The organism is Caballeronia grimmiae (assembly GCF_000698555.1).
GTDB lineage: Bacteria > Pseudomonadota > Gammaproteobacteria > Burkholderiales > Burkholderiaceae > Caballeronia > Caballeronia grimmiae.
On record NZ_JFHE01000007.1, the window covers coordinates 21233 to 39788 of the forward strand.

Consider the following 18556-nt stretch of genomic DNA (forward strand, 5'->3'; position numbering starts at 1 on the left):
TTGCAACTCCCTTTAGTGCGCGACGGCGGCAGCGCCGTGTTCGTCGATCAGGTGACCCGTATAGAAACGATCCAGCGAGAACGGCGCGTTGAGCGCATGCGGCTCGTCCTTCGCGATGGTGTGCGCGTACGCCCAGCCCGAACCGGGCGTCGCCTTGAAGCCGCCCGTGCCCCAGCCGCAATTGAAGTACAGGCCCTTGACGTCGGTCTTGCTGATGATCGGGCATGCATCCGGCGACACATCGACGATGCCGCCCCACTGCCGGTTCATCCGCACGCGCGAGAACACGGGGAACATCTCGACGATGGCTTCCAGCGTGCCTTCGATGATGTGGAAACTGCCGCGCTGCCCGAAGCCCGTGTATTGATCGACGCCCGCGCCGATCACGAGATCGCCCTTGTCGGACTGGCTGATGTACGCGTGCACCGCATTCGACATCACGACAGTGTTGACCACGGGCTTGATCGGCTCCGATACCAGCGCCTGCAACGGATGGCTTTCGATCGGCAGACGCACGCCCGCCATGTCGGCGATCGTCGTCGTGTTGCCCGCAGCGACGACCGCGACCTTCTTCGCCTTGATATGGCCTTTGGTCGTATCGACGCCGGTCACGCGATTGCCTTCGCGCCGGATGCCCACGACCTGGCAGTTCTGAATGATGTCGACGCCCGCCTGGTCCGCGCCGCGCGCATAGCCCCACGCGACCGCATCGTGACGCGCGACGCCGCCGCGACGCTGAATCGACGCACCCAGCACCGGATAACGGCTATTGAGGTTGATCGTCGGCTCGATCTCCTTGATCTGCGCCGGCGTGAGAAATTCGGCATCGACGCCATTGAGACGGTTCGCGTTCACGCGGCGCTCGGTATCGCGCACGTCCTGCAGCGTGTGCGCGAGATTCATCACGCCGCGCTGGCTGAACATCACGTTGTAGTTGAGGTCTTGCGACAGCCCTTCCCACAACTTCATCGCCTTCTCGTACAGCGCAGCGGACTCGTCCCACAGATAGTTCGAACGCACGATGGTCGTATTGCGCGCCGTATTGCCGCCGCCGATCCACCCCTTCTCGAGGATCGCCACATTGGTGATGCCGTGCTCCTTCGCGAGGTAGTAAGCAGTCGCGAGGCCGTGCCCGCCGCCACCGACGATCACCACGTCGTATTCGCGCTTCGGCTCGGGACTGCGCCACTGACGCTCCCAGTTCTCGTGATACGACATGCCGTTGCGCAGCAGGCTGAATATCGAATAGCGGCTCATGGTGTTTCCCTTGTTTCGTAGCGGTGTTTCAGCACTCGATGACGTTCACGGCCAGCCCGCCGCGCGACGTCTCCTTGTATTTCGTCTTCATGTCGGCGCCGGTTTCGCGCATCGTCTTGATGACCGAATCGAGCGACACGTAATGCGTGCCGTCGCCCTTCATCGCCATGCGCGCGGCGTTGAGCGCCTTGATCGCGCCCATCGCGTTACGCTCGATGCATGGAATCTGCACGAGGCCGCCGACCGGATCGCAGGTCATGCCGAGGTTGTGCTCCATGCCGATTTCAGCGGCGTTCTCGACTTGCGCGGGCGTGCCGCCCATCACGGCTGCGAGCGCGGCGGCGGCCATCGAGCACGCGACGCCCACTTCGCCCTGGCAGCCCACTTCCGCGCCGGAGATGGACGCCGTCTCCTTGTAGATGATGCCGATCGCCGCCGCCGTGAGAAGGAAGCGCACGATGCCTTCGTCGTTCGAGCCGTGCATGAACTTGACGTAGTAGTGCAGCACGGCGGGAATCACGCCAGCCGCGCCATTGGTCGGCGCGGTCACGACACGCCCGCCCGATGCGTTCTCTTCGTTGACGGCCATCGCATAGAGATTGACCCAGTCGAGCATCGAAAGCGGATCGCGCAGCGATTCCTCGGAGCGCGAACGCAATTGCGCGCTCAGATCGGCCGCACGGCGCTTCACGTGCATCGGGCCGGGCAATTCGCCGCGTTCCTTGCAGCCGCGCTCGACGCACGCGGCCATCACGCGCCACACGGCAAGCATGCCTTCGCGCACCTCGGTTTCGCTGCGATTCGCGCATTCGTTCTGCATCGCGATATCGGCGATAGACAAACCTGTCTCCCGGCAGACGCGCATCAGGTCGTCGCCGGTGCGAAACGGATACGGCACGTTGCCGCCGGCGCGCACGCCGTTCACGCGATCGCCTTCGCGATTCACCACGAAGCCGCCGCCGATCGAGTAATACTCCTTCTCCACGAGCAACTGGCCGTGTTCGTCGAAAGCCTGAAAGCGCATGCCATTCGGATGCACGATGCTCGATCCCGCCGCACCCGGCATCAGCTTCCGATAGAAGCCGATGTGCTCGCGCTCCTCGAATGCAACGGCGTGCTTGCCGAGCAGCATCAGGCGCCGCGTTTCGCGGATCTCCTTGAGACGCGGCGCGATCATGTCGGGATCGATCAGATCGGGCAGATTTCCTTCGAGGCCGAGCAGCACGGCCTTGTCCGTGCCGTGGCCCTTGCCGGTCGCACCGAGCGAGCCGAACAGTTCCGCCCGCACGCGCGTGACGAAACCCAGCAGATTCGCGTCTTCGATATGCGATGCAAAGCGGCATGCCGCGATCATCGGGCCGACCGTGTGCGAGCTGGAAGGACCGATGCCGATCTTGAACAGATCGAAAACGCTGACATTCATGGCGTGCCCTCAGGGTTGGCGGTTCGGTTGCGTGACCGGGCGAAGACCCGATCACGCCATGGGCACATTGCACCAAACCGCAATTCCGGCTGATAGAACAAAAACGGCATCGAAATGGGATGGCGGCGTCAGCCGATTTCTGGAAGCGCTGCGCGTGACGGATTTCCGACGATTCCCGACGCGTCATCGAAGGTCGGCGCGTAACAGAGCGATTCGAACGCGGCGCGTTCCTGCGCCGTTTCGTTGCAAAACCGGATGTTTTTGAGACTGGTCCGAGAGGCTGAAAAGGCGCGTCTCGGTATATTCCCTAGGTCCGCGAGAGGCCGCCGAGCCAAGACCCGCAGGCCTCTCTTTCTTGATCTTCCCAGCTCACCGGTTCACAGCAATGGATAGTCACGCTCTTCCCGATCAGTTCTTCAAGTCCTGGGTTCTCGCGTTCGTGATCGGCGCGAGTGTCGTCGGCGCGCTTCAGGCGGTCGGCCTGCTCTCCCCGGATCACATCCTCACGCGATACGCCCCGCTCTGGGGCGCGCTGGTCGTCGCGTGCTCCGTCGATCCCGCCCTGCGCTACTTCGGCGTATTGAAGGCCGAAATCGAGCAGCGCTGGGGCGATTACACCATCGCCAGTCTGCTCGGCCGTTCGACGGGCGCGCTTCTCGGCGGCGTGTTCGCCTGGGCCTTCGCCGTTCTCGGCGGCTGAATCTTCCTCTACGCCACGCCACGCAGCGTGGCGCTCTCCCATTTCTGATCATGCGTGCCTGGCGCGCGCCCGGTGTTATGCTCGCTGCATAACGTCCAGCCGCCGCACGTCACACGCATGAACCCCGCCGATTCCCTTCCGCCGCTCTCTATCGACGGCCAGTCGAAATCACGTATTCGCTTCGGCATCGTGCTGTTGCCGAACTTCACGCTGACCGCGTTTTCGGGTTTCGTCGATCTGCTGCGTCTGTCCGCCGACGAAGGCGATTTCAGCCGTCCGGTACGCTGCTCATGGAGCGTGATAGGCGAAACGCTTGCGCCCGTGCGCGCGAGCTGCGGCATTCAGATCACGCCGTGGGAAACTTTCGAGAAGGCGGAACCGTACGATTACGTGGTCGTCGTCGGCGGCTTGCTGCACTCGGGACCGTCCGCGAGTGAAGTCACGCTGCAGTTCATCCGCCGCGCCGCCGCAGCGAACGCGACGATCGTCGGCATGTGCACGGGCGTGTTCACGCTGATGCGCGCGGGCGTGCTCGACGGCCATCGCGTGTGCGTGAGCTGGTTCCACTACTGGGACTTCGTAGAGCGCTTCCCGCACGCGGACGAACAGATGCTCGTCGCGGACCGGCTCTTCGTCATCGACAGAAGGCGCATCACGTGTTCGGGCGGGCGCGCGTCCATCGACGTGGCCGCCGCCATTCTGCTGCGTCACTTCGAGACCGCGACGGTGCAGAAGGCGCTGCGCATCCTGCTCGTCGACGACATGCAGAAGGGCAACGCGCCGCAGCCGCATCCGCCGGGTCTCGCGCCGGCTACGCATCCGAAGGTCAAGCGCGCAATTCTGCTGATGGAACAGCACGTTGGCCGCACGCTGACGCTCGACGAACTCGCGCACAAGCTCGACATGTCCACACGTCAGCTCGAACGCCTCTTCAAGGCCGAGACGGGCAAGGCGCCGCAGGCGTACGCGAAGCAGGTGCGTCTGCGCACGGCCGCGTGGCTGCTGACGAGCTCGGATAAAACCGTGGCCGATATCGCATCGAGTTGCGGCTTCTCGGATGCATCGCATCTTGGCCGCGAGTTCCGCAAGCAATTCGGCCTTCCGCCGATGATGTATCGTGAGCAGCGCGGCGCACAGGACGCCGAGGAGACAGCGCATCACACAATGGACTACGACGAGACTTTCCCCGGCCGCGCGCAAGCGATCTAGCGCACCTGTCCCACGTTGCCCGCGGCCTCACCTATAGGAGAAGCGGCATGGAGACTCAAGGTTATTCGCAGGAAGAATGGGCATTGCGTTGCGATCTGGCGGCGCTGTATCGCGTGATCGCGCATTTCCGCTGGACCGACATGATCTTCACGCACATCAGCGCGCGCGTGCCGGGACCGGAGCATCACTTCCTCATCAACCGATACGGCGTGCTGTTCGATGAAATGCGCGCGTCGGACCTCGTGCGTATCGACAGCGAAGGCCGCCCCGTGAATGCCGATGCCGCGCATCCCGAGCGGTATCTCGTCAATCCGGCGGGCTTCACGATTCACTCCGCGATTCACATGGCGCGGCCCGATGTGGTGTGCGTCGTGCACACGCATACGCCCGCCGGCGCCGCGGTATCGGCGCAGAAGCAGGGCCTCCTGCCGATCAGCCAGCACGCGCTGAAGTACTACGGGCATCTCGCGTATCACGACTACGAGGGCATCGCGCTCGATCTCGCCGAACGCGACCGTCTGGTCAACGATCTCGGCCCGCACAACGCGATGATCCTGCGCAACCACGGCCTGCTCGCGTGCGGCAAATCGATTCCGACTGCGTTTCAGGAGATGTACTTTCTGGAGCGCGCATGCGAGATCCAGTTGCGGGCGCTCGCGGGCGGCGTGGAACTGAATATCCCGTCTGCCAGAGTGTGCGAAATCACCGCCGCGCAGTATCGCAGCGACGAAATCGAAGGCGTGACCGCGCTGCAATGGCAGGCCGCATTGCGGATGATCGAGGGTGGCAAGACGGACTATCGAACCTAGCGTTCGACGGGCGTCACGCGGAAAGACGTCGCTCCATGCTCGGCGCATGACCGTATTGCGCGCGATACGCCTTGCTGAAATGGCAAGGCGAATGGAATCCGCAGATGCTCGTCACGCGCGCAATCGATGCATCGGTGTTGCGCAACAGATCGCGGGCGCGTCGCAGGCGCAGCGTCAGGTAGTAATGCGTCGGCGACACGTTGAGGAACATCTTGAACATGCGCTGCAAGTGACGTTGCGACAGATGCACGAGCCGCGCAAGCTCATCGAGCGATAGCGGTTCTTCGATGTTGGCCTCCATCAGCCGGACGACTTCAACCAGCTCCGCACGCGAGAAGCCGACGCGCGCATCGACAGGTATGTGCTGATAGTCGCTCGAACCGCGTATGCGCTCGACGATGAATTGTTCGGACACCTGAGCAGCTACCGGTTGACCGAGTCTCAGGCCGACGAGGTTAAGCATCAGATCGAGCGGTGCTGTGCCGCCCGTGCACGTCACGCGATCGCGGTCGATCACGAAGAGTTCGTCGGCGAAACGCACATGCGGAAAGCGCTTGTTCAACGGCGACATGTCTTCCCAATGCACCGTGCAGCGATAGCCATCGAGCAGCTTGGCCGCGAGCAGCGCATAAGGACCGGTGCAGATGCCGCCGAGCGGAATGCCCGCGTCGTGCGCACGCTGCAACAGGGCGATGACGGTGTCGTCGACATAATCGGCGACGTGCCATCCCGCGCAGACGATCAGCACATCGGGCATGCCGGCCTCGTCGAGCGTCGTCGTCGGCTTCACGGTGATGCCGTTGCTCGCTCGCGCCGGCTCGCCGTCCGGCGTGATCACCGACCACGTGTAGTGCTGCGCGCGGCCCACGTAGTTAGCCATGCGCAGCACTTCGACCGCGCTCGTGAATGCGATCATCGAGAAGTTCGGCAGCGTCAGGAAGCCGAAGTGCGCGAGATTCGCAAGAGGCGATTCCGCTGCCGCCGGGACGATCGCATCACGCTTCATGGGCGCATCAACCCTGTTGCGCAGCCGGCGCGCGGCGCACGCGCATCACGTTGCGCAGACCCGAGAACAGCGGAGCGCGCGCCATGCCCGGCGAACGGCCGAAGCTCTCCGTGATGCGATCGAGGATGATCGCGAGCAGCACCACCGACAAGCCGCTTTCGAAGCCGAGGCCGATATCGAGCCGCTGAATGCTTGCGAGCACATCGTTGCCGAGACCGCCCGCACCGACCATCGACGCGATGATGACCATCGACAGCGCCATCATGATCGTCTGGTTCACGCCGGTCATGATCGACGGCAGCGCGTTCGGAATCTGCACCTTGTAGAGCAGCTGCCACGACGTGCAGCCGAACGCCTGGCCCGCTTCCACGATCTCGCGATTCACGTGCTTGATGCCGAGCGACGTGAGGCGCACCGCGGGCGGCATCGCGAAGATGACGGTCGAAAGAATGCCGGGCACGCGGCCAAGACCGAAGAGCATCGCGGCGGGGATGAGGTAGACGAAGGCGGGCATCGTCTGCATCAGGTCGAGCACGGGACGCACGGCCATCTCGACGTACTTGCTCTTCGCGGTCCAGATGCCGAGCGGGATGCCCATCAGCAGGCTGATTAACGTTGAGGATAACGTAAGACCCAGCGTGATGACCATCTGGTCGTAGAAGCCGGTCGCGTAGATCAGCAGAAGCGACAGCAGCGTGAACGCCGCGAAGCGCCAGCCGACGCGCCACAAGCCGATGCCGACGAACAGCGCCATGAGCGCCCACATCGGAATGGCCTGCAAGCCATGTTCGATGACCGCAGCAAAACTCTCGATGACCTTGCCGATGGCATCGAAGGTTTTCGCGTCGTGGTCGAGCAGATAGTGGACGCCCTGATCGACCCAGCTACCGAGCGGAATAATTTCAGACATGGGAACCTCGATGGCGCGTTAGAACCTGCAGCACGTTCGTCTTGTTGACCGAACCGCAATATGAACCGTCCGCATCGACGACGGGCAGCGGCGCCCGGCTCGCGACAACACGGTTCACGACGTCGTCGAGCGTCATGCTGCGCTCGATGCATTCGATGTGATTAATCTGGGGCACGGCGTTGCCGCTTGCGTCGCGGCCGACGAAGCCGCGAATGCGGCGCTGCGCGTCGAGCACGAACGCATAGTCGGCGCTGCCGTTGAGCGTCGCGGCGACGCTCGATGCGTCGATTTGCGGCGAGTGCTTCATCAGCGGGACGGCGTCGGTCTGCATCAGATCGCCGGCCGTCAGATAGCGGCTCGTGTCGATGCCGTCGAAGAACGCCTGCACGTAGTCGTCGGCGGGATTCGTGATGATCTCCTGCGGCGTGCCGATCTGCACCACCCGGCCGCCTTCCATGATCGCGATGCGCGTGCCGATGCGCATCGCTTCTTCCAGATCGTGCGACACGAAAAGAATCGTGCGGCGCTGCTCGCGTTGCAGGTCGAGCAGGACGTTCTGCATTTCCTTGCGCTTGAGCGGATCGAGCGCGGAGAACGCTTCGTCCATGATCATCAGCGACGGATTGACCGCAAGCGCCCGCGCCAGCCCGACGCGCTGCTGCATGCCGCCCGAGAGTTGCGCCGGCAGCTTCTGCGCGAAGGGCGCGAGGCCCACCTGCTCGAGCACGGTCATCGCGCGCTTTTCGCGTTCCTTGCGCCCGACGCCCGCCACTTCGAGCCCGAACGCCGCGTTGGACAGCACGGTGCGTTGCGGCATCAGCGCGAACGACTGGAACACCATGCTCATGTCCTTGCGGCGCAGCGCGGTCAGTTCCGAGCGCGGCACGGCGGCGACATCGCGTCCGTCGATCAGCACCTTGCCGGCGGTCGGATCGACGAGCCGGTTGATGAGCCGGATCAGTGTCGACTTGCCCGAGCCGGACAGCCCCATCAGCACGAAGATCTCGCCTTCCTGCACATCGAAAGAGACGTTATGAACACCGACGATCTGCCCGGTGCGCGCGAAAACTTCTTCCTTCGTCGCGCCGCCGGCCAGCATGTCGATCGCCTGTTTGGGGCTATTGCCGAACACCTTGCACAGCCCTTCGACTACCACCTTGGGGGAATTCATTGAGTTCTCCATGATGCGTGGCGGACGCCGTCCGCGCTGTGCATACATAGTTGCCAGAAAAAAGTGCTCTGAGCCGACTATTTGCGACAGCTACATGAAGAAATACGACAAGGGTAAAAGGCGGATCGGCCGGCGTGACGGCGCAACCCTTGTGCGACAAGGGTTTGCGCGAAGGCGAAGCGAAAAGCGGGCAGTCTGCGGCGTGTCGCGTCGGAACAAGTCCCGGCGCGTTTTTCGATGCTCAGGCGCTCGGGCGCAGCATCTGGAACATTTCGCCGATTTCGGCATAGTCGGCGCGATAGCCCGCGCGCATGATCGGGCGGGCGGCGGCGGTATCGAAGAGACCGTCTTTCAGATACTCGCTGCGGATATGCACGCCGACGACCTGCCCGAGCGCGAGCCAGTTGTCCATCGGCTGGCCGTCCAGGTCGTGCAGGCGGACGACTTGCAGCAGCCGGCATTCGAGCGCCGCAGGGGATTCGGCCACGTGCGGCACGCCGACATTGCGCCCCGGCGCTTTGGTCAGGCCCGCAAGCTCGAATTCGTCGATGCCACGCGCCACCGGCGCCGACGTCCGGTTCATGCGCTCGGCGAGCGGACGCGTCGACATGTTCCAGACGAATTCGCCCGTTGCCTCGATGTTGCTGATGCTGTCTTTGCGGCCTTCGCTGGAAAAGCCGATCACGTAAGGGAAAGTCGCGAACGCGCCGAAAAAGCTGTACGGCGCGAGATTCACGCTGCCGTCCGCGTCGCGGCTCGATATCCAGCCGATGACGCGCGGCGCGACGATCGCCTTGAACGGGTCATGGGGCAGGCCGTGGCCTTCGCTGGGGTCGTAGAAATGGACGTCGCCGGTCATAGGGGCGCTCGATGCGTCAGAGTGGGAGAGACGAAAGAATACCGCGTCGGCCGATCGGGCAACGGACGGTGAACAGGCGAGGAATGGATGCGTCGCACGCTGCGAGGCGTGGAGCGGGATTCGTCGTACAACGACGAAGGAGAACTGCTAGAAAAACTACAGAAACGGTGGAAGCTGGCGGGCGGGGTAATCGACGTCTTGCCGTCGGATATTGCCGACTTGGTATGACCCGCGCCGCCCTCAGCGACGCATTACAGACGGATGCCGAATGCGGTGCTGCGTGCCTTGCGTTGGCGCTCTGCTTCGCGGAAACGCGCTTGATACGAGTAATCCGAGTCCATCGGCAGGTGCGGCGATTCGAAGATCGAAGCAAATTTTTGCAGCAGGGCGAAGAGGTAGCTCATGTCTGACTCCGGTTAGTGATTGAGGGTTTTCCCTTAGCAATCATTATAGGGATACCCCACCCGGATTTCTAGTGCAATGCAACATTTCTCGGCCAAAAATGTTGTAGTTTTTCTACATTACCGGTCGAAATGACCTGCCCGCCAGCAACGGCGGGGCAATCGCTCAGTGCGTCGAGGTAGGGTCGGTGTCGGACTGGAAGGCGAGCGCCGCCTGGTGGCCGGCGTGCAGCAACGCGACCGTCTGCGCGATTCCAGCCGCCAGCGTCGTGAGCATCGTGCAGAGCGTGACGGTCAGCATCGACCGGGTGCGGCGGGCATGGGCCGCGGCTGTCGCGCTTTGTTCGTCGATCGCCGCGCGGACGGTATGGGCCAGCGCGTTCGCGGAATCGACCTCGCCGTTGATGCGCAAACCGGGCGGGGCGATCCAGGCCACGCTCGCCTGTTGCGCGATCGCGGCTTTGCTCGACGTCGACGACGGAATCGTGAGCGCATCCGCGATCAGATCGCCCTGCTCCGGCGCGTCCGCGGGCTCGCGCGGGGCCGCTTCGGTTCGCGCCGCGCGCCGCCTAGCCGACGACTCCACCGCAGCCAGAAACACTTCCGGCAACTCGAAACCCTCGAACGTGCCCTGACGGATATCCGTGTTCAGCGCCTGAAGCGTGGCGCGTTCGGCGTCCTCGGCGAAGAGATCGAGCGTCTCGCCGTAGCGCGGGCCATCGCCCGGTTCCGCTGCGCGTTGCGCCGGCCGCGCGGCGCGCGCGAGCTTCTTCTGCGCGTCGGCGTCGGCCTCGGCGCGTTGCCTGGACTTCGCCGACGACGCGTCGGCATCCGGATTTCGGGGTACAGCGGGATCTGGCATAGGTCGAAAGGCTGCGGCGAGACGGCCGGCGCGCAGCAGTCATGCGGTCTGGCGATAATTTTCGAGAGGTCGCATTGTCGCACGGCTGCGCGCCTTATCCAGCGGGCATTTGCAAGGAATCCGCGTGCCGCCGCTCAATTGGCGTCCTCCTCGCGAAACTCCCGCACGACCGGCAGTTGCCGCAGACGTTCGCAGATCGCCCGGTATTCCTGCGACGACACGCGCGAAAGCTCGACTTGCACTTCATCGAGTTCGGGCGTGTCCTCGCTTTGCTGCACGACGAACTGCTTCACGCGCACGCTGCCCGGCCCGAGCGCCTCGTGCAGGCCGTGAAAGGAGAGCGAGCCGCGATCGACGAGCATCGTCAGTTGGCGGCGCTGTCTCACGGTGATGAAGCGTCGTTCCAGCGGCTTGAGGCCCGCGAGAATGACGAGGATGATCGCCGTCGCAGCAATCGACGCCGTGTACAGCCCGCCGCCGACCGCCAGCCCGATCGCCGCGACGGACCACAGGCTCGCGGCCGTCGTCAGTCCCCGGACGATTTCGCCGCGCATCAGGATCGATCCCGCGCCCAGAAAGCCGATGCCCGACACGACCTGCGCCGCCACCCGCGACGGATCGAGCACGACGTGATCGCCTTTCAGCGCGTCCGCGAAACCGAACGCCGACACCATCATGATCAGCGCCGATCCGACGCACACGAGCATGTGCGTGCGCAGGCCCGCCGCCCATGAAAGGCGCTCGCGCTCGAAGCCGATCACGCTGCCCAACGCCGCGGCCATGATGAGCCGCGAAACGAGTTCGACGTTGCTTAACATCTTCTTCCCTCCTGTCGTTGCGAGTCCCTGGTGCGCGGGGCGGGGTTTGCTATGCTTCAGCGGCTACTGGTAGCTTTCCAGAACATTTTCACAGAGTAGTCGTATGCAAGATCGACCCCCGCATGGCGCACCGGCGACGCCATCGACGAATCCGGTTTCCGGCGCCGCGTTGCGCGCGCATTTCGCGGACGTCGTCCTGCCGATATGGCGCGGCCCCGGCTTCAACACGGCCCTGCGCCTGCCCTTCGAAGCCGTCGCGCCCGCCGGCCATGCGCCGTTGCCGCCGAAGCGTTATCGCGCGATGGCGTGCGCGCGTCAGCTTTTCGTTTTCGCCGATGCGGGCGAACTCGACCACGCGAAGACGCTGTTCGAATCGTTGCGGCACTACTTTCGGGACACGCACAACGGCGGTTGGTTCTATAGCGTCGATGCAAACGGCGCGCCGCTCGAGCGCCACAAGGACTTGTACACGCACGCGTTCGTGATCTTCGCGTGCGCGCATTACGCGCGGACAAGCGGTTCGGCGGATGCGCTGGCCTCGCTGGAAGAAACGTCGAAGCTGGTCGAAACGCGCTTCGCAATGGGCGGCACGATCCTGAACGCCGCGTTATCCGAGGACTTCGCGACGACGCTCGAAGGACCGCTGCAGAATCCGCTGATGCACCTTGCCGAAGCATGGCTCGCGGCGCGCGAAGCCACCGGCGACGCCGCCTACGACGCACGGCTCGCGACGCTCGCCGAATCGGTGGCCCGCACATTCGTGCACGAGCCGACCGGCTGCATCGCCGAATTGCCGATCGGCGCGGCCGACAACCGGCTGGAGCCGGGGCATCAGTTCGAATGGTACTTTTTGGCGATCGGCAGCGGGCACGCGGCGTTCGCATCGGCGGGGCTGAACGAACGGCTCGAGCGCGCGTTCGTGTTCGCGCAGAAGCACGGCATCGACGAGAAGACGGGCGGTGTGTGCGCCGCGCTGGACGAAAGCGGCGCCGTGATCGACGGCACGGAGCGCATTTGGGCGCAGACCGAATATCTGCGCGCGCTGGCGACGCGCGGCGATGCGCCCGGCGAGCAAATCGCGCGCTTCCGCGCGCGGTTCCTTAACGAGCGGGGCTGGGTCGAGTGCCGCTCGGCCGACGGTGAAATCAGCCGCGCGGACATGCCTTCCACGACGCCGTATCATCTCGTCACGGCGTACGCCTCCCTGCCACTTCAGGCGATCTGAAACACGGACACCGCCGCCTTCAGTTGCCGCGTCTGCTCGTGCAATGACGACGCGGCAGCCGCGGCCTGCTCGACGAGCGCCGCGTTCTGCTGCGTCATCTCGTCCATCTGCGTGACGGCCTGATTCACCTGTTCGATGCCGACGCTCTGCTCGAGCGACGACGCGCTGATCTCCGCCATCATCTGCGTCACGCGCGAAATCGACGACGACACATCGCGCATGGCTGCGCCGGCCCGCTCGACGAGCACCGAGCCGTCGCTGACCTGCGCGACCGATTCCCCGATCAGTTCCTTGATTTCCTTCGCCGATTGCGCCGAGCGTTGCGCAAGCCCGCGCACTTCGCCCGCGACCACGGCAAAGCCGCGCCCCTGTTCGCCCGCCCGCGCCGCTTCGACGGCCGCGTTCAGCGCGAGAATGTTGGTCTGGAACGCGATGCCGTCGATCACCGAAATGATTTCGGCGATCTTGTCCGAGCTTTGCGCGATCCCGCGCATCTTCTCGACCACGTCATCGACGACGCTGGAGCCGCGCGACGTGGCTTCGAGCGCATCGCCGGCGAGCGTGTTGGCTTCGCGGGCGTGATCGGCATTCTGTCGCACCGTCGCCGTCAGCTCGTCCATGCTCGATGCGGTTTCTTCCAGCGATGCAGCCTGATTCTCGGTGCGCGCGGACAAATCGGCGTTGCCGCTTGCGATTTCATCCGCGCCGAAGTTGATCGACTCCGACGTTTCGCGCACGGTCTTCACGGTGCTCGCGACGCTCGCCTGCATTGCCGCAAAGCCCGCGAACAGACGGCCGATTTCGTTCGTTCCGCGATCCGCGATGCGCTCGTCCAGACGTCCCTGCGCGATGCGTTCGAAGTGACGGCCCGCTTCCTCGAGCGGCGCGATCACGCCACGGCGCAGCGCGACGTGCACCAGCGCGACGCCCGCGATGAGCGCCAGGGCGATTGCGAAACCCACTGCGCGGAACAATCCGTAGCGCGTATCGATCGATTCGAGATAGGCATTGCTCGACGCATTGCCGAAATCGACGAACTTCTGCTGCTCGGCCAGATAGCGGTCCTGGAAGCCTTGCGTCGGCTGGTCCAGAAACGCCTGGAGGTTATTGGAATCGAGGTACTGCACGAGTTCCGACAGCGCCTTCGCGTATTCGGCGTACTTTGCCTTCAGCGCGGCCGTGCGCTCGACGTTCTCGTTGCCGGTCTTCGGCGCATCGAGGAACGCGGAGAACGACTTGTCGGCGAGTGCGATCTCTTCACGCGCATGCTGCACGATCTCGACCGGCTCGGCGCCGCCGCGCACCATGCGCGTTCCTGCGCGCGACAGGTTGATGCGCGCGTCCATCAAGTGCTGCGTGGTCTTGTTGACCGCGTTGACCTGCTTCAGCGCGATGTTGGACAGGTTGCCGACATCGTCGTGCGTGCGCGAGAGCGACCAGAAGCCGAGCCCTTCGGTCACGAGCTGGAACACACAGAACACCACCAATACAGCGAGCAAACCCGATGAAACCTTGATCTTTCGCAACATCACTTTCACCCGACTGACTAATTGAGCCGCTTTAACTCGCGGCGATAGTGCGGGTTTACGGCAGCGGCAACCGGGAGCTTGAATGGTTTGGCGGAAAGTCTGTCTATGGCGCTTCGCTGCACCGAAATGCACCATTGCACGAATTCCGCCGAACGTGCTTGCGCACCGCGCATTCGCTACCTATTGTCTTTGCAGGACTGCGCCGAACCCACCGAAGGAGTGTCTGAATGGCCGAAATCGTCGATATCGCACGCGGTGCGCTGAATGCGCAACCGTTCAGCGCCTTGCTCGGCACCAAGCTGATGCAGGTCGATTCAGCGAGTCTCACGCTGTGTCTGCCGATCCGCGACGAGCTGAGGCAGCAGCACGGCTTCGTACACGGCGGCGTGGTGAGTTATCTGGTCGACAATGCGCTGACCTTCGCGGGCGCGCTGCGGCTCGGCCCGAAGGTGGTCACGGGGGAATACAAGATCAATCACCTGCGTCCCGCGGTGACAGGCACGCTGATGGCGCGGGCGCGCGTCGTTCATGCGGGGATGACGCAGGCGACGTGTCAGTGCGATGTCTTCGTCACCGATGGCAATACGGAGCGGCTGGTCGCGGTCGCGCAGGGAACCGTTGCGCGCATCGGCGATAGCGCGATCGAGGCGTTCTATCACGCCTGATTCATTTCGCGGCTGTATCGCCCATGAGAAAGCCTCGCCGCTGCGGCGAGGCTTTTCGTTCGTCTGCGCTTATTGCGCGGCGACGGTCTTCTGCTGCTGCTCGCCCAGGCCCTGAATGCCGAGGCGCATCGTCTGGCCCGCGTTCAAATAGACCGCGTTCGGCTTCACGCCCATGCCGACGCCCGGCGGCGTGCCGGTCGAGATGATGTCGCCCGGCTGCAGGCTCATCACTTTGGACAGGTAAGCAACCAGTTGCGCGACGGTGAAGACCATGGTCTTTGTGTTGCCGTTCTGGTAGCGATGGCCGTCCACTTCGAGCCACAAATCGAGCTTCTGCGGATCGGCGATTTCGTCCTTCGTGACGAGCCACGGACCGATCGGTCCGAAGGTGTCGAAGCCCTTGCCCTTGTCCCACTGCGTGCCGTGCTCGAGCTGCCACTCGCGCTCGGAGACATCGTTGATGACGCAGTAGCCCGCGACGTAATCGAGCGCGTTGGCTTCATCGACGTACTTCGCTTCCCGGCCGATCACCACGCCCAGTTCGACTTCCCAGTCGGTTTTCTTTGAATTGCGCGGAATCTCGACGTCGTCGTTCGGGCCGCAAATCGCGCTCGTCCACTTGCCGAAGATGACCGGCTCGGTCGGCACCGGCAAATTCGACTCCGCGGCGTGATCCGCATAGTTCAGGCCGATGCACACGAACTTGCCCACGCGGCCGACGCACGGCCCGATGCGCGGATTGCCCTCGACCACCGGCAGCGATGCCGGATCGGCGGCGCGCACTTTCGCGAGGCCTGCTTCGGTCAGCGTCGCGCCGGCGATATCGTCCACGACTGCCGACAGGTCACGAATTTGCCCATCCGCGTCGAGAAGACCCGGCTTTTCCTGACCCTTCGGGCCGTAACGAAGCAGCTTCATCTGGTTTGATCCTCGTATTTCTGCAGCAAGTTGAAAAGCGATGCGCGGCAAGTCCGTTAATTTGACCAGCCGCCATCGATGATGTGAATCTGACCCGTCGTAAACGACGACTCATCGGAGCCGAGATACAGCGCGAGCGCCGCGATTTCCTCGGCGCGGCCGACGCGCCCCATCGGCTGACGCGCGACGAACGCGGCCTGCACCTGATCGACGCTCGCGCCCTGCGCTTGCGCCTGCTCCGCAATGCGCTCTTTCAGCGACGGCGATTCGACCGTGCCCGGACAGATCGCATTGCAGCGGATACCGCGCGTGACGAAATCCGCCGCGACCGACTTCGTGAGTCCGATCACCGCCGCCTTCGACGCACCATATACGAAGCGGTTCGCCACGCCCTTCACGCTCGACGCCGCCGACGACATGTTGATGATCGAGCCGCCACCCTTCTCCAGCATCGCCGGCAGGAACGCGCGGATCGTCCGGTACATCGCCTTCGCGTTGATGTCGAAGGCGAAGTCCCAGTCCGCTTCGCTCGCTTCGAGAATCGAGCCGGCGTGGACGTAGCCCGCGCAGTTGAACAGCACGTCGACCGGGCCGAGTTCCTTCGCGAGAGCGTCGATGGCCTGGGCATCGCGCACATCCAGTTTGCGCACTTCGAACGGCTTGCCGTCGAGCGCTTCGACGCGGATGTCCGTCGCGATCACGCGCGCGCCTTGCGCCGCGAACATCTCCGCCGTCGCAAGGCCGATGCCCTGCCCCGCCGCCGTGATCAGCGCGGTCTTGCCTGCCAGTCTTTGTACCATCCACTGCTCCAGTCGAAGTTGTTTTTGAGACATGCCCGGTATAGGAGGACGTCAAAGGCGGTAGAACGCACGGGCGTTCGCGCCGAAGATCGCCTGCTGTCCGGCTTTATCGAGATGCGCGGTGAGACGCGTCGCGGTGGCGTGCCAGTCAGTGTAGCCGCCGTTGAGATTCAGTACCGGCCAATCGCTGCCCCACATCAGCCGTTCAGGGCCGAAATGCGCGATGAGATGCGCGGCATACGGTTGAAGCGTCGCGTCGGTCCAGCCTTTCGCTGCTTCGGTGGCGAGGCCCGAGAGCTTGCACAAGGGTTTCTGCGGCAGCGCGGCGAGCTGCGCGATGCCGTCGGCCCACGGTTGCCACGCTGCATCGACGCCATCGCGGATAGGCGGCTTCGCGCCGTGATCGATGACGATTCGCAGCGTCGGATAACGACGCGCGAACTCGATCAGCGACGGGACATGCCGCGCGAAGATCAGTGCATCGAAGGCCAGATCGTGTTCGATCAGACGCTCGATTGCCTCGGGGCGCGGGACGTGAGCGATCCAGGTGTCGTCGGGCAAGTCCTGCAACATCGGGCGCACGCCTTTGAATTTCGAGTCGCGCGAAAACTCTTCGATGAGGTCAACGGCGTCGACGGAATCGAGCGGAACCCAGCCGACGACGCCCGCGATGGAATCGTCGTCTTGCGCGAGCTTCAGCAGATAGCGCGTTTCGTCGACGGTCGGCGCAGCCTGAACGACGACGGTGCGCGCGATGCCCGTCCCGTGACGCAACGGGGCAAGATCATTCGGGCCGAACACGCGGTAAAGAGGCTCGAGATCGGGTGAGAGCCAGCCGTAATCGCCGCGCGCCGGGTCCCAGTAGTGCTGATGCGCGTCGATTCTTTCGTCCACGTTCATTGCGGCACCGGCGCGTTTTCGTGAAGCAGGCCCTCCGAGCGCAACGCCTGCCAGAGCGCAGACGGAATCGGCGTCCCGAACGATGCAGCGTTCTGTTGCACCTCACCCGCATTGCGCGCGCCCATCAGCACGGTAGCCACGACTTTATGCGCATAAGGAAACTGGAGCGCGGCGCTCGAAAGCGCGACGCCGTGTTCCCGACACACACGTTCAAGTTTGCCGACACGCTCGATGACTTCCTTCGGCGCGTCGCCATAGTTGAACTTGAGATCACCATGCGCGTGGCTGTCCAGACCACGCGCGAGAATGCCCGAGTTGAATGCGCCGCCCAGCAGAATGCTCACGCCGCGCTTCTCGCATTCAGGCAACAGGTCGTCGAGCGGATTCTGTTCGAGCAGCGTGTAGCGACCGGCAAGCAGCGCACAGTCGATGTCGTATTCGGCCATCGCTTCCATGACTGCCGCGCTTTCGTTGACGCCGAGCCCGACCGCTTTTACGCCGCGCGATTGCTTCAGCTCATCGAGTGCGCGAAAGCCGCCTTCGTCCGTCAGTTGCCGCCAGTAATGCGCGTTCTTTTCGCCGTGCGTGTATCGGCCGATATCGTGGATCAACACGATATCGACGTCGATCATGCCGAGGCGCTGCTGGCTGTCTTCGAAGGAGCGCAGGATGCCGTCGTAGGTGTAATCGTAGATCGCCTGAAAAGGCAGCGGATTCGCCCAACCTTCGCTGCCGTCGTCCGGCGTCGTGCGCGGGACGAAGCGCCGGCCCACTTTCGTCGACAACACGAAATCGCTTCGCGGATACCGCCGCAACGCATCGCCCAGACGATGCTCCGCCTTCGTATGCCCATAGTGCGGCGCGGTGTCGAAGAAGCGGATGCCTGCCTGCCACGCGGCGTCGACGGTGGCGCGCGCTTCTTCTTCCGTCAACTCATGGTAGAGACCGCCGAGCGGCGCGGTGCCGAGCGATAGCGCCGTGACTTCGAGTGGCGTGCGCCCGATCGTGCGTCGGCGTAGGACGACATCCTGCATTGCTGCGCTCATCTGCAAACCTCGATCAAAGGATACGGTGGCTGCGGCGGAGCCGCTTTC

General features: G+C 63.8%; 19 protein-coding genes. 5 read left to right on the plus strand and 14 right to left on the minus strand.

The annotated features are described in order from the left end of the window. Positions 1–12 precede the first annotated feature (12 nt). Both BG57_RS10380 and BG57_RS10385 read right to left on the minus strand, forming a co-directional pair. A complete protein-coding gene (locus BG57_RS10380) occupies positions 13–1257 on the minus strand; it encodes a sarcosine oxidase subunit beta family protein (RefSeq protein ID WP_035962815.1) in 1245 nt (414 codons plus the stop codon). Between the two features lie 28 nt (positions 1258–1285). Continuing rightward, positions 1286–2680 (minus strand): L-serine ammonia-lyase, encoded by a 1395-nt coding sequence (locus BG57_RS10385; protein WP_035962818.1) that lies wholly within the window; start codon positions 2678–2680, stop codon positions 1286–1288. Between the two features lie 385 nt (positions 2681–3065). Here BG57_RS10385 and BG57_RS10390 point away from each other — a divergent pair, with 385 nt between their 5' ends. The 3 genes from BG57_RS10390 to BG57_RS10400 all read left to right on the plus strand — a co-directional run bounded on the left by BG57_RS10390 (position 3066) and on the right by BG57_RS10400 (position 5398). Beyond that, on the plus strand, positions 3066–3380 hold the full coding sequence (locus BG57_RS10390) for a hypothetical protein (protein ID WP_035962820.1): 315 nt from the start codon (positions 3066–3068) through the stop codon (positions 3378–3380). A gap of 117 nt (positions 3381–3497) precedes the next feature. Beyond that, a complete protein-coding gene (locus BG57_RS10395) occupies positions 3498–4589 on the plus strand; it encodes a GlxA family transcriptional regulator (protein WP_035962821.1) in 1092 nt (363 codons plus the stop codon). A gap of 47 nt (positions 4590–4636) precedes the next feature. Beyond that, entirely contained in the window at positions 4637–5398 is a 762-nt protein-coding gene (locus tag BG57_RS10400; RefSeq protein WP_035962822.1) for a class II aldolase/adducin family protein, read from the plus strand. A gap of 13 nt (positions 5399–5411) precedes the next feature. Here BG57_RS10400 and BG57_RS10405 read toward each other — a convergent pair whose 3' ends face one another. The 7 genes from BG57_RS10405 to BG57_RS10430 form a co-directional block, all read right to left on the minus strand. Then, positions 5412–6404 carry a GlxA family transcriptional regulator gene (locus BG57_RS10405; RefSeq protein WP_035962824.1) on the minus strand — a complete coding sequence of 331 codons (993 nt, stop codon included), beginning with the start codon at positions 6402–6404 and terminating at the stop codon, positions 5412–5414. A 7-nt stretch (positions 6405–6411) separates the two neighbouring features. Then, positions 6412–7314: a choline ABC transporter permease subunit gene (gene choW, locus BG57_RS10410; protein ID WP_035962825.1), complete on the minus strand. Its 903-nt coding sequence runs from the start codon at positions 7312–7314 to the stop codon at positions 6412–6414. Next, positions 7307–8485: a quaternary amine ABC transporter ATP-binding protein gene (locus BG57_RS10415; protein WP_035962827.1), complete on the minus strand. Its 1179-nt coding sequence runs from the start codon at positions 8483–8485 to the stop codon at positions 7307–7309. The genes choW and BG57_RS10415 overlap by 8 nt, the downstream gene beginning before the upstream one ends. 241 nt (positions 8486–8726) lie before the next feature. Then, on the minus strand, positions 8727–9344 hold the full coding sequence (locus BG57_RS10420; protein ID WP_035962829.1) for a flavin reductase family protein: 618 nt from the start codon (positions 9342–9344) through the stop codon (positions 8727–8729). A 251-nt stretch (positions 9345–9595) separates the two neighbouring features. Continuing rightward, positions 9596–9748, minus strand: coding sequence for a hypothetical protein (locus BG57_RS33335; RefSeq protein WP_167569254.1), 153 nt, complete (start codon positions 9746–9748; stop codon positions 9596–9598). A 163-nt stretch (positions 9749–9911) separates the two neighbouring features. Beyond that, on the minus strand, positions 9912–10607 hold the full coding sequence (locus BG57_RS10425; RefSeq protein WP_052005710.1) for a hypothetical protein: 696 nt from the start codon (positions 10605–10607) through the stop codon (positions 9912–9914). Between the two features lie 134 nt (positions 10608–10741). Further along, the gene (locus BG57_RS10430) at positions 10742–11425 is read right to left on the minus strand and encodes an MgtC/SapB family protein (RefSeq protein ID WP_035962831.1); all 684 of its coding nucleotides are present in this window, start codon (positions 11423–11425) and stop codon (positions 10742–10744) included. 103 nt (positions 11426–11528) lie between these two features. Between BG57_RS10430 and BG57_RS10435 the strand changes: the two genes are divergently transcribed. After that, positions 11529–12650, plus strand: coding sequence for an AGE family epimerase/isomerase (locus BG57_RS10435; RefSeq protein WP_035962833.1), 1122 nt, complete (start codon positions 11529–11531; stop codon positions 12648–12650). Here the strand turns inward: BG57_RS10435 and BG57_RS10440 are convergent. Then, a complete protein-coding gene (locus BG57_RS10440) occupies positions 12638–14179 on the minus strand; it encodes a methyl-accepting chemotaxis protein (RefSeq protein ID WP_035963028.1) in 1542 nt (513 codons plus the stop codon). The two genes, BG57_RS10435 and BG57_RS10440, sit on opposite strands and share 13 nt — an antisense overlap. A gap of 227 nt (positions 14180–14406) precedes the next feature. On the opposite strand from BG57_RS10440, the gene BG57_RS10445 reads away from it, so the two are divergent. After that, entirely contained in the window at positions 14407–14844 is a 438-nt protein-coding gene (locus tag BG57_RS10445) for a PaaI family thioesterase (RefSeq protein ID WP_035962834.1), read from the plus strand. Between the two features lie 69 nt (positions 14845–14913). On the opposite strand, the gene BG57_RS10450 is transcribed toward BG57_RS10445, so the two are convergent. Genes BG57_RS10450 through BG57_RS10465 form a run of 4 tightly spaced genes read right to left on the minus strand, consistent with a single transcriptional unit; the run spans position 14914 to position 18508 of the window. After that, the gene (locus BG57_RS10450) at positions 14914–15762 is read right to left on the minus strand and encodes an ureidoglycolate lyase (RefSeq protein ID WP_035962835.1); all 849 of its coding nucleotides are present in this window, start codon (positions 15760–15762) and stop codon (positions 14914–14916) included. A 56-nt stretch (positions 15763–15818) separates the two neighbouring features. Next, positions 15819–16562 carry an SDR family oxidoreductase gene (locus BG57_RS10455; protein ID WP_035962836.1) on the minus strand — a complete coding sequence of 248 codons (744 nt, stop codon included), beginning with the start codon at positions 16560–16562 and terminating at the stop codon, positions 15819–15821. A gap of 51 nt (positions 16563–16613) precedes the next feature. Next, positions 16614–17462: an amidohydrolase family protein gene (locus tag BG57_RS10460; protein ID WP_035962837.1), complete on the minus strand. Its 849-nt coding sequence runs from the start codon at positions 17460–17462 to the stop codon at positions 16614–16616. Continuing rightward, positions 17459–18508 (minus strand): aldo/keto reductase, encoded by a 1050-nt coding sequence (locus tag BG57_RS10465; protein WP_035962839.1) that lies wholly within the window; start codon positions 18506–18508, stop codon positions 17459–17461. The genes BG57_RS10460 and BG57_RS10465 overlap by 4 nt, the downstream gene beginning before the upstream one ends. Positions 18509–18556 lie beyond the last annotated feature (48 nt).

What these genes read in the sequence shown, in the direction of transcription:
- BG57_RS10460 (WP_035962837.1), bottom strand. Translation starts at nt 17,462, where the DNA reads ATGAACGTGGACGAAAGAATCGACGCGCATCAGCACTACTGGGACCCG.
- BG57_RS10415 (WP_035962827.1), bottom strand. Translation starts at nt 8,485, where the DNA reads ATGAATTCCCCCAAGGTGGTAGTCGAAGGGCTGTGCAAGGTGTTCGGC.
- BG57_RS10380 (WP_035962815.1), bottom strand. Translation starts at nt 1,257, where the DNA reads ATGAGCCGCTATTCGATATTCAGCCTGCTGCGCAACGGCATGTCGTAT.
- choW (WP_035962825.1), bottom strand. Translation starts at nt 7,314, where the DNA reads ATGTCTGAAATTATTCCGCTCGGTAGCTGGGTCGATCAGGGCGTCCAC.
- BG57_RS10390 (WP_035962820.1), top strand. Translation starts at nt 3,066, where the DNA reads ATGGATAGTCACGCTCTTCCCGATCAGTTCTTCAAGTCCTGGGTTCTC.
- BG57_RS10455 (WP_035962836.1), bottom strand. Translation starts at nt 16,562, where the DNA reads ATGGTACAAAGACTGGCAGGCAAGACCGCGCTGATCACGGCGGCGGGG.
- BG57_RS10420 (WP_035962829.1), bottom strand. Translation starts at nt 9,344, where the DNA reads ATGACCGGCGACGTCCATTTCTACGACCCCAGCGAAGGCCACGGCCTG.
- BG57_RS10465 (WP_035962839.1), bottom strand. Translation starts at nt 18,508, where the DNA reads ATGAGCGCAGCAATGCAGGATGTCGTCCTACGCCGACGCACGATCGGG.
- BG57_RS10425 (WP_052005710.1), bottom strand. Translation starts at nt 10,607, where the DNA reads ATGCCAGATCCCGCTGTACCCCGAAATCCGGATGCCGACGCGTCGTCG.
- BG57_RS33335 (WP_167569254.1), bottom strand. Translation starts at nt 9,748, where the DNA reads ATGAGCTACCTCTTCGCCCTGCTGCAAAAATTTGCTTCGATCTTCGAA.
- BG57_RS10405 (WP_035962824.1), bottom strand. Translation starts at nt 6,404, where the DNA reads ATGAAGCGTGATGCGATCGTCCCGGCGGCAGCGGAATCGCCTCTTGCG.
- BG57_RS10395 (WP_035962821.1), top strand. Translation starts at nt 3,498, where the DNA reads ATGAACCCCGCCGATTCCCTTCCGCCGCTCTCTATCGACGGCCAGTCG.
- BG57_RS10435 (WP_035962833.1), top strand. Translation starts at nt 11,529, where the DNA reads ATGCAAGATCGACCCCCGCATGGCGCACCGGCGACGCCATCGACGAAT.
- BG57_RS10385 (WP_035962818.1), bottom strand. Translation starts at nt 2,680, where the DNA reads ATGAATGTCAGCGTTTTCGATCTGTTCAAGATCGGCATCGGTCCTTCC.
- BG57_RS10430 (WP_035962831.1), bottom strand. Translation starts at nt 11,425, where the DNA reads ATGTTAAGCAACGTCGAACTCGTTTCGCGGCTCATCATGGCCGCGGCG.
- BG57_RS10450 (WP_035962835.1), bottom strand. Translation starts at nt 15,762, where the DNA reads ATGAAGCTGCTTCGTTACGGCCCGAAGGGTCAGGAAAAGCCGGGTCTT.
- BG57_RS10440 (WP_035963028.1), bottom strand. Translation starts at nt 14,179, where the DNA reads ATGTTGCGAAAGATCAAGGTTTCATCGGGTTTGCTCGCTGTATTGGTG.
- BG57_RS10445 (WP_035962834.1), top strand. Translation starts at nt 14,407, where the DNA reads ATGGCCGAAATCGTCGATATCGCACGCGGTGCGCTGAATGCGCAACCG.
- BG57_RS10400 (WP_035962822.1), top strand. Translation starts at nt 4,637, where the DNA reads ATGGAGACTCAAGGTTATTCGCAGGAAGAATGGGCATTGCGTTGCGAT.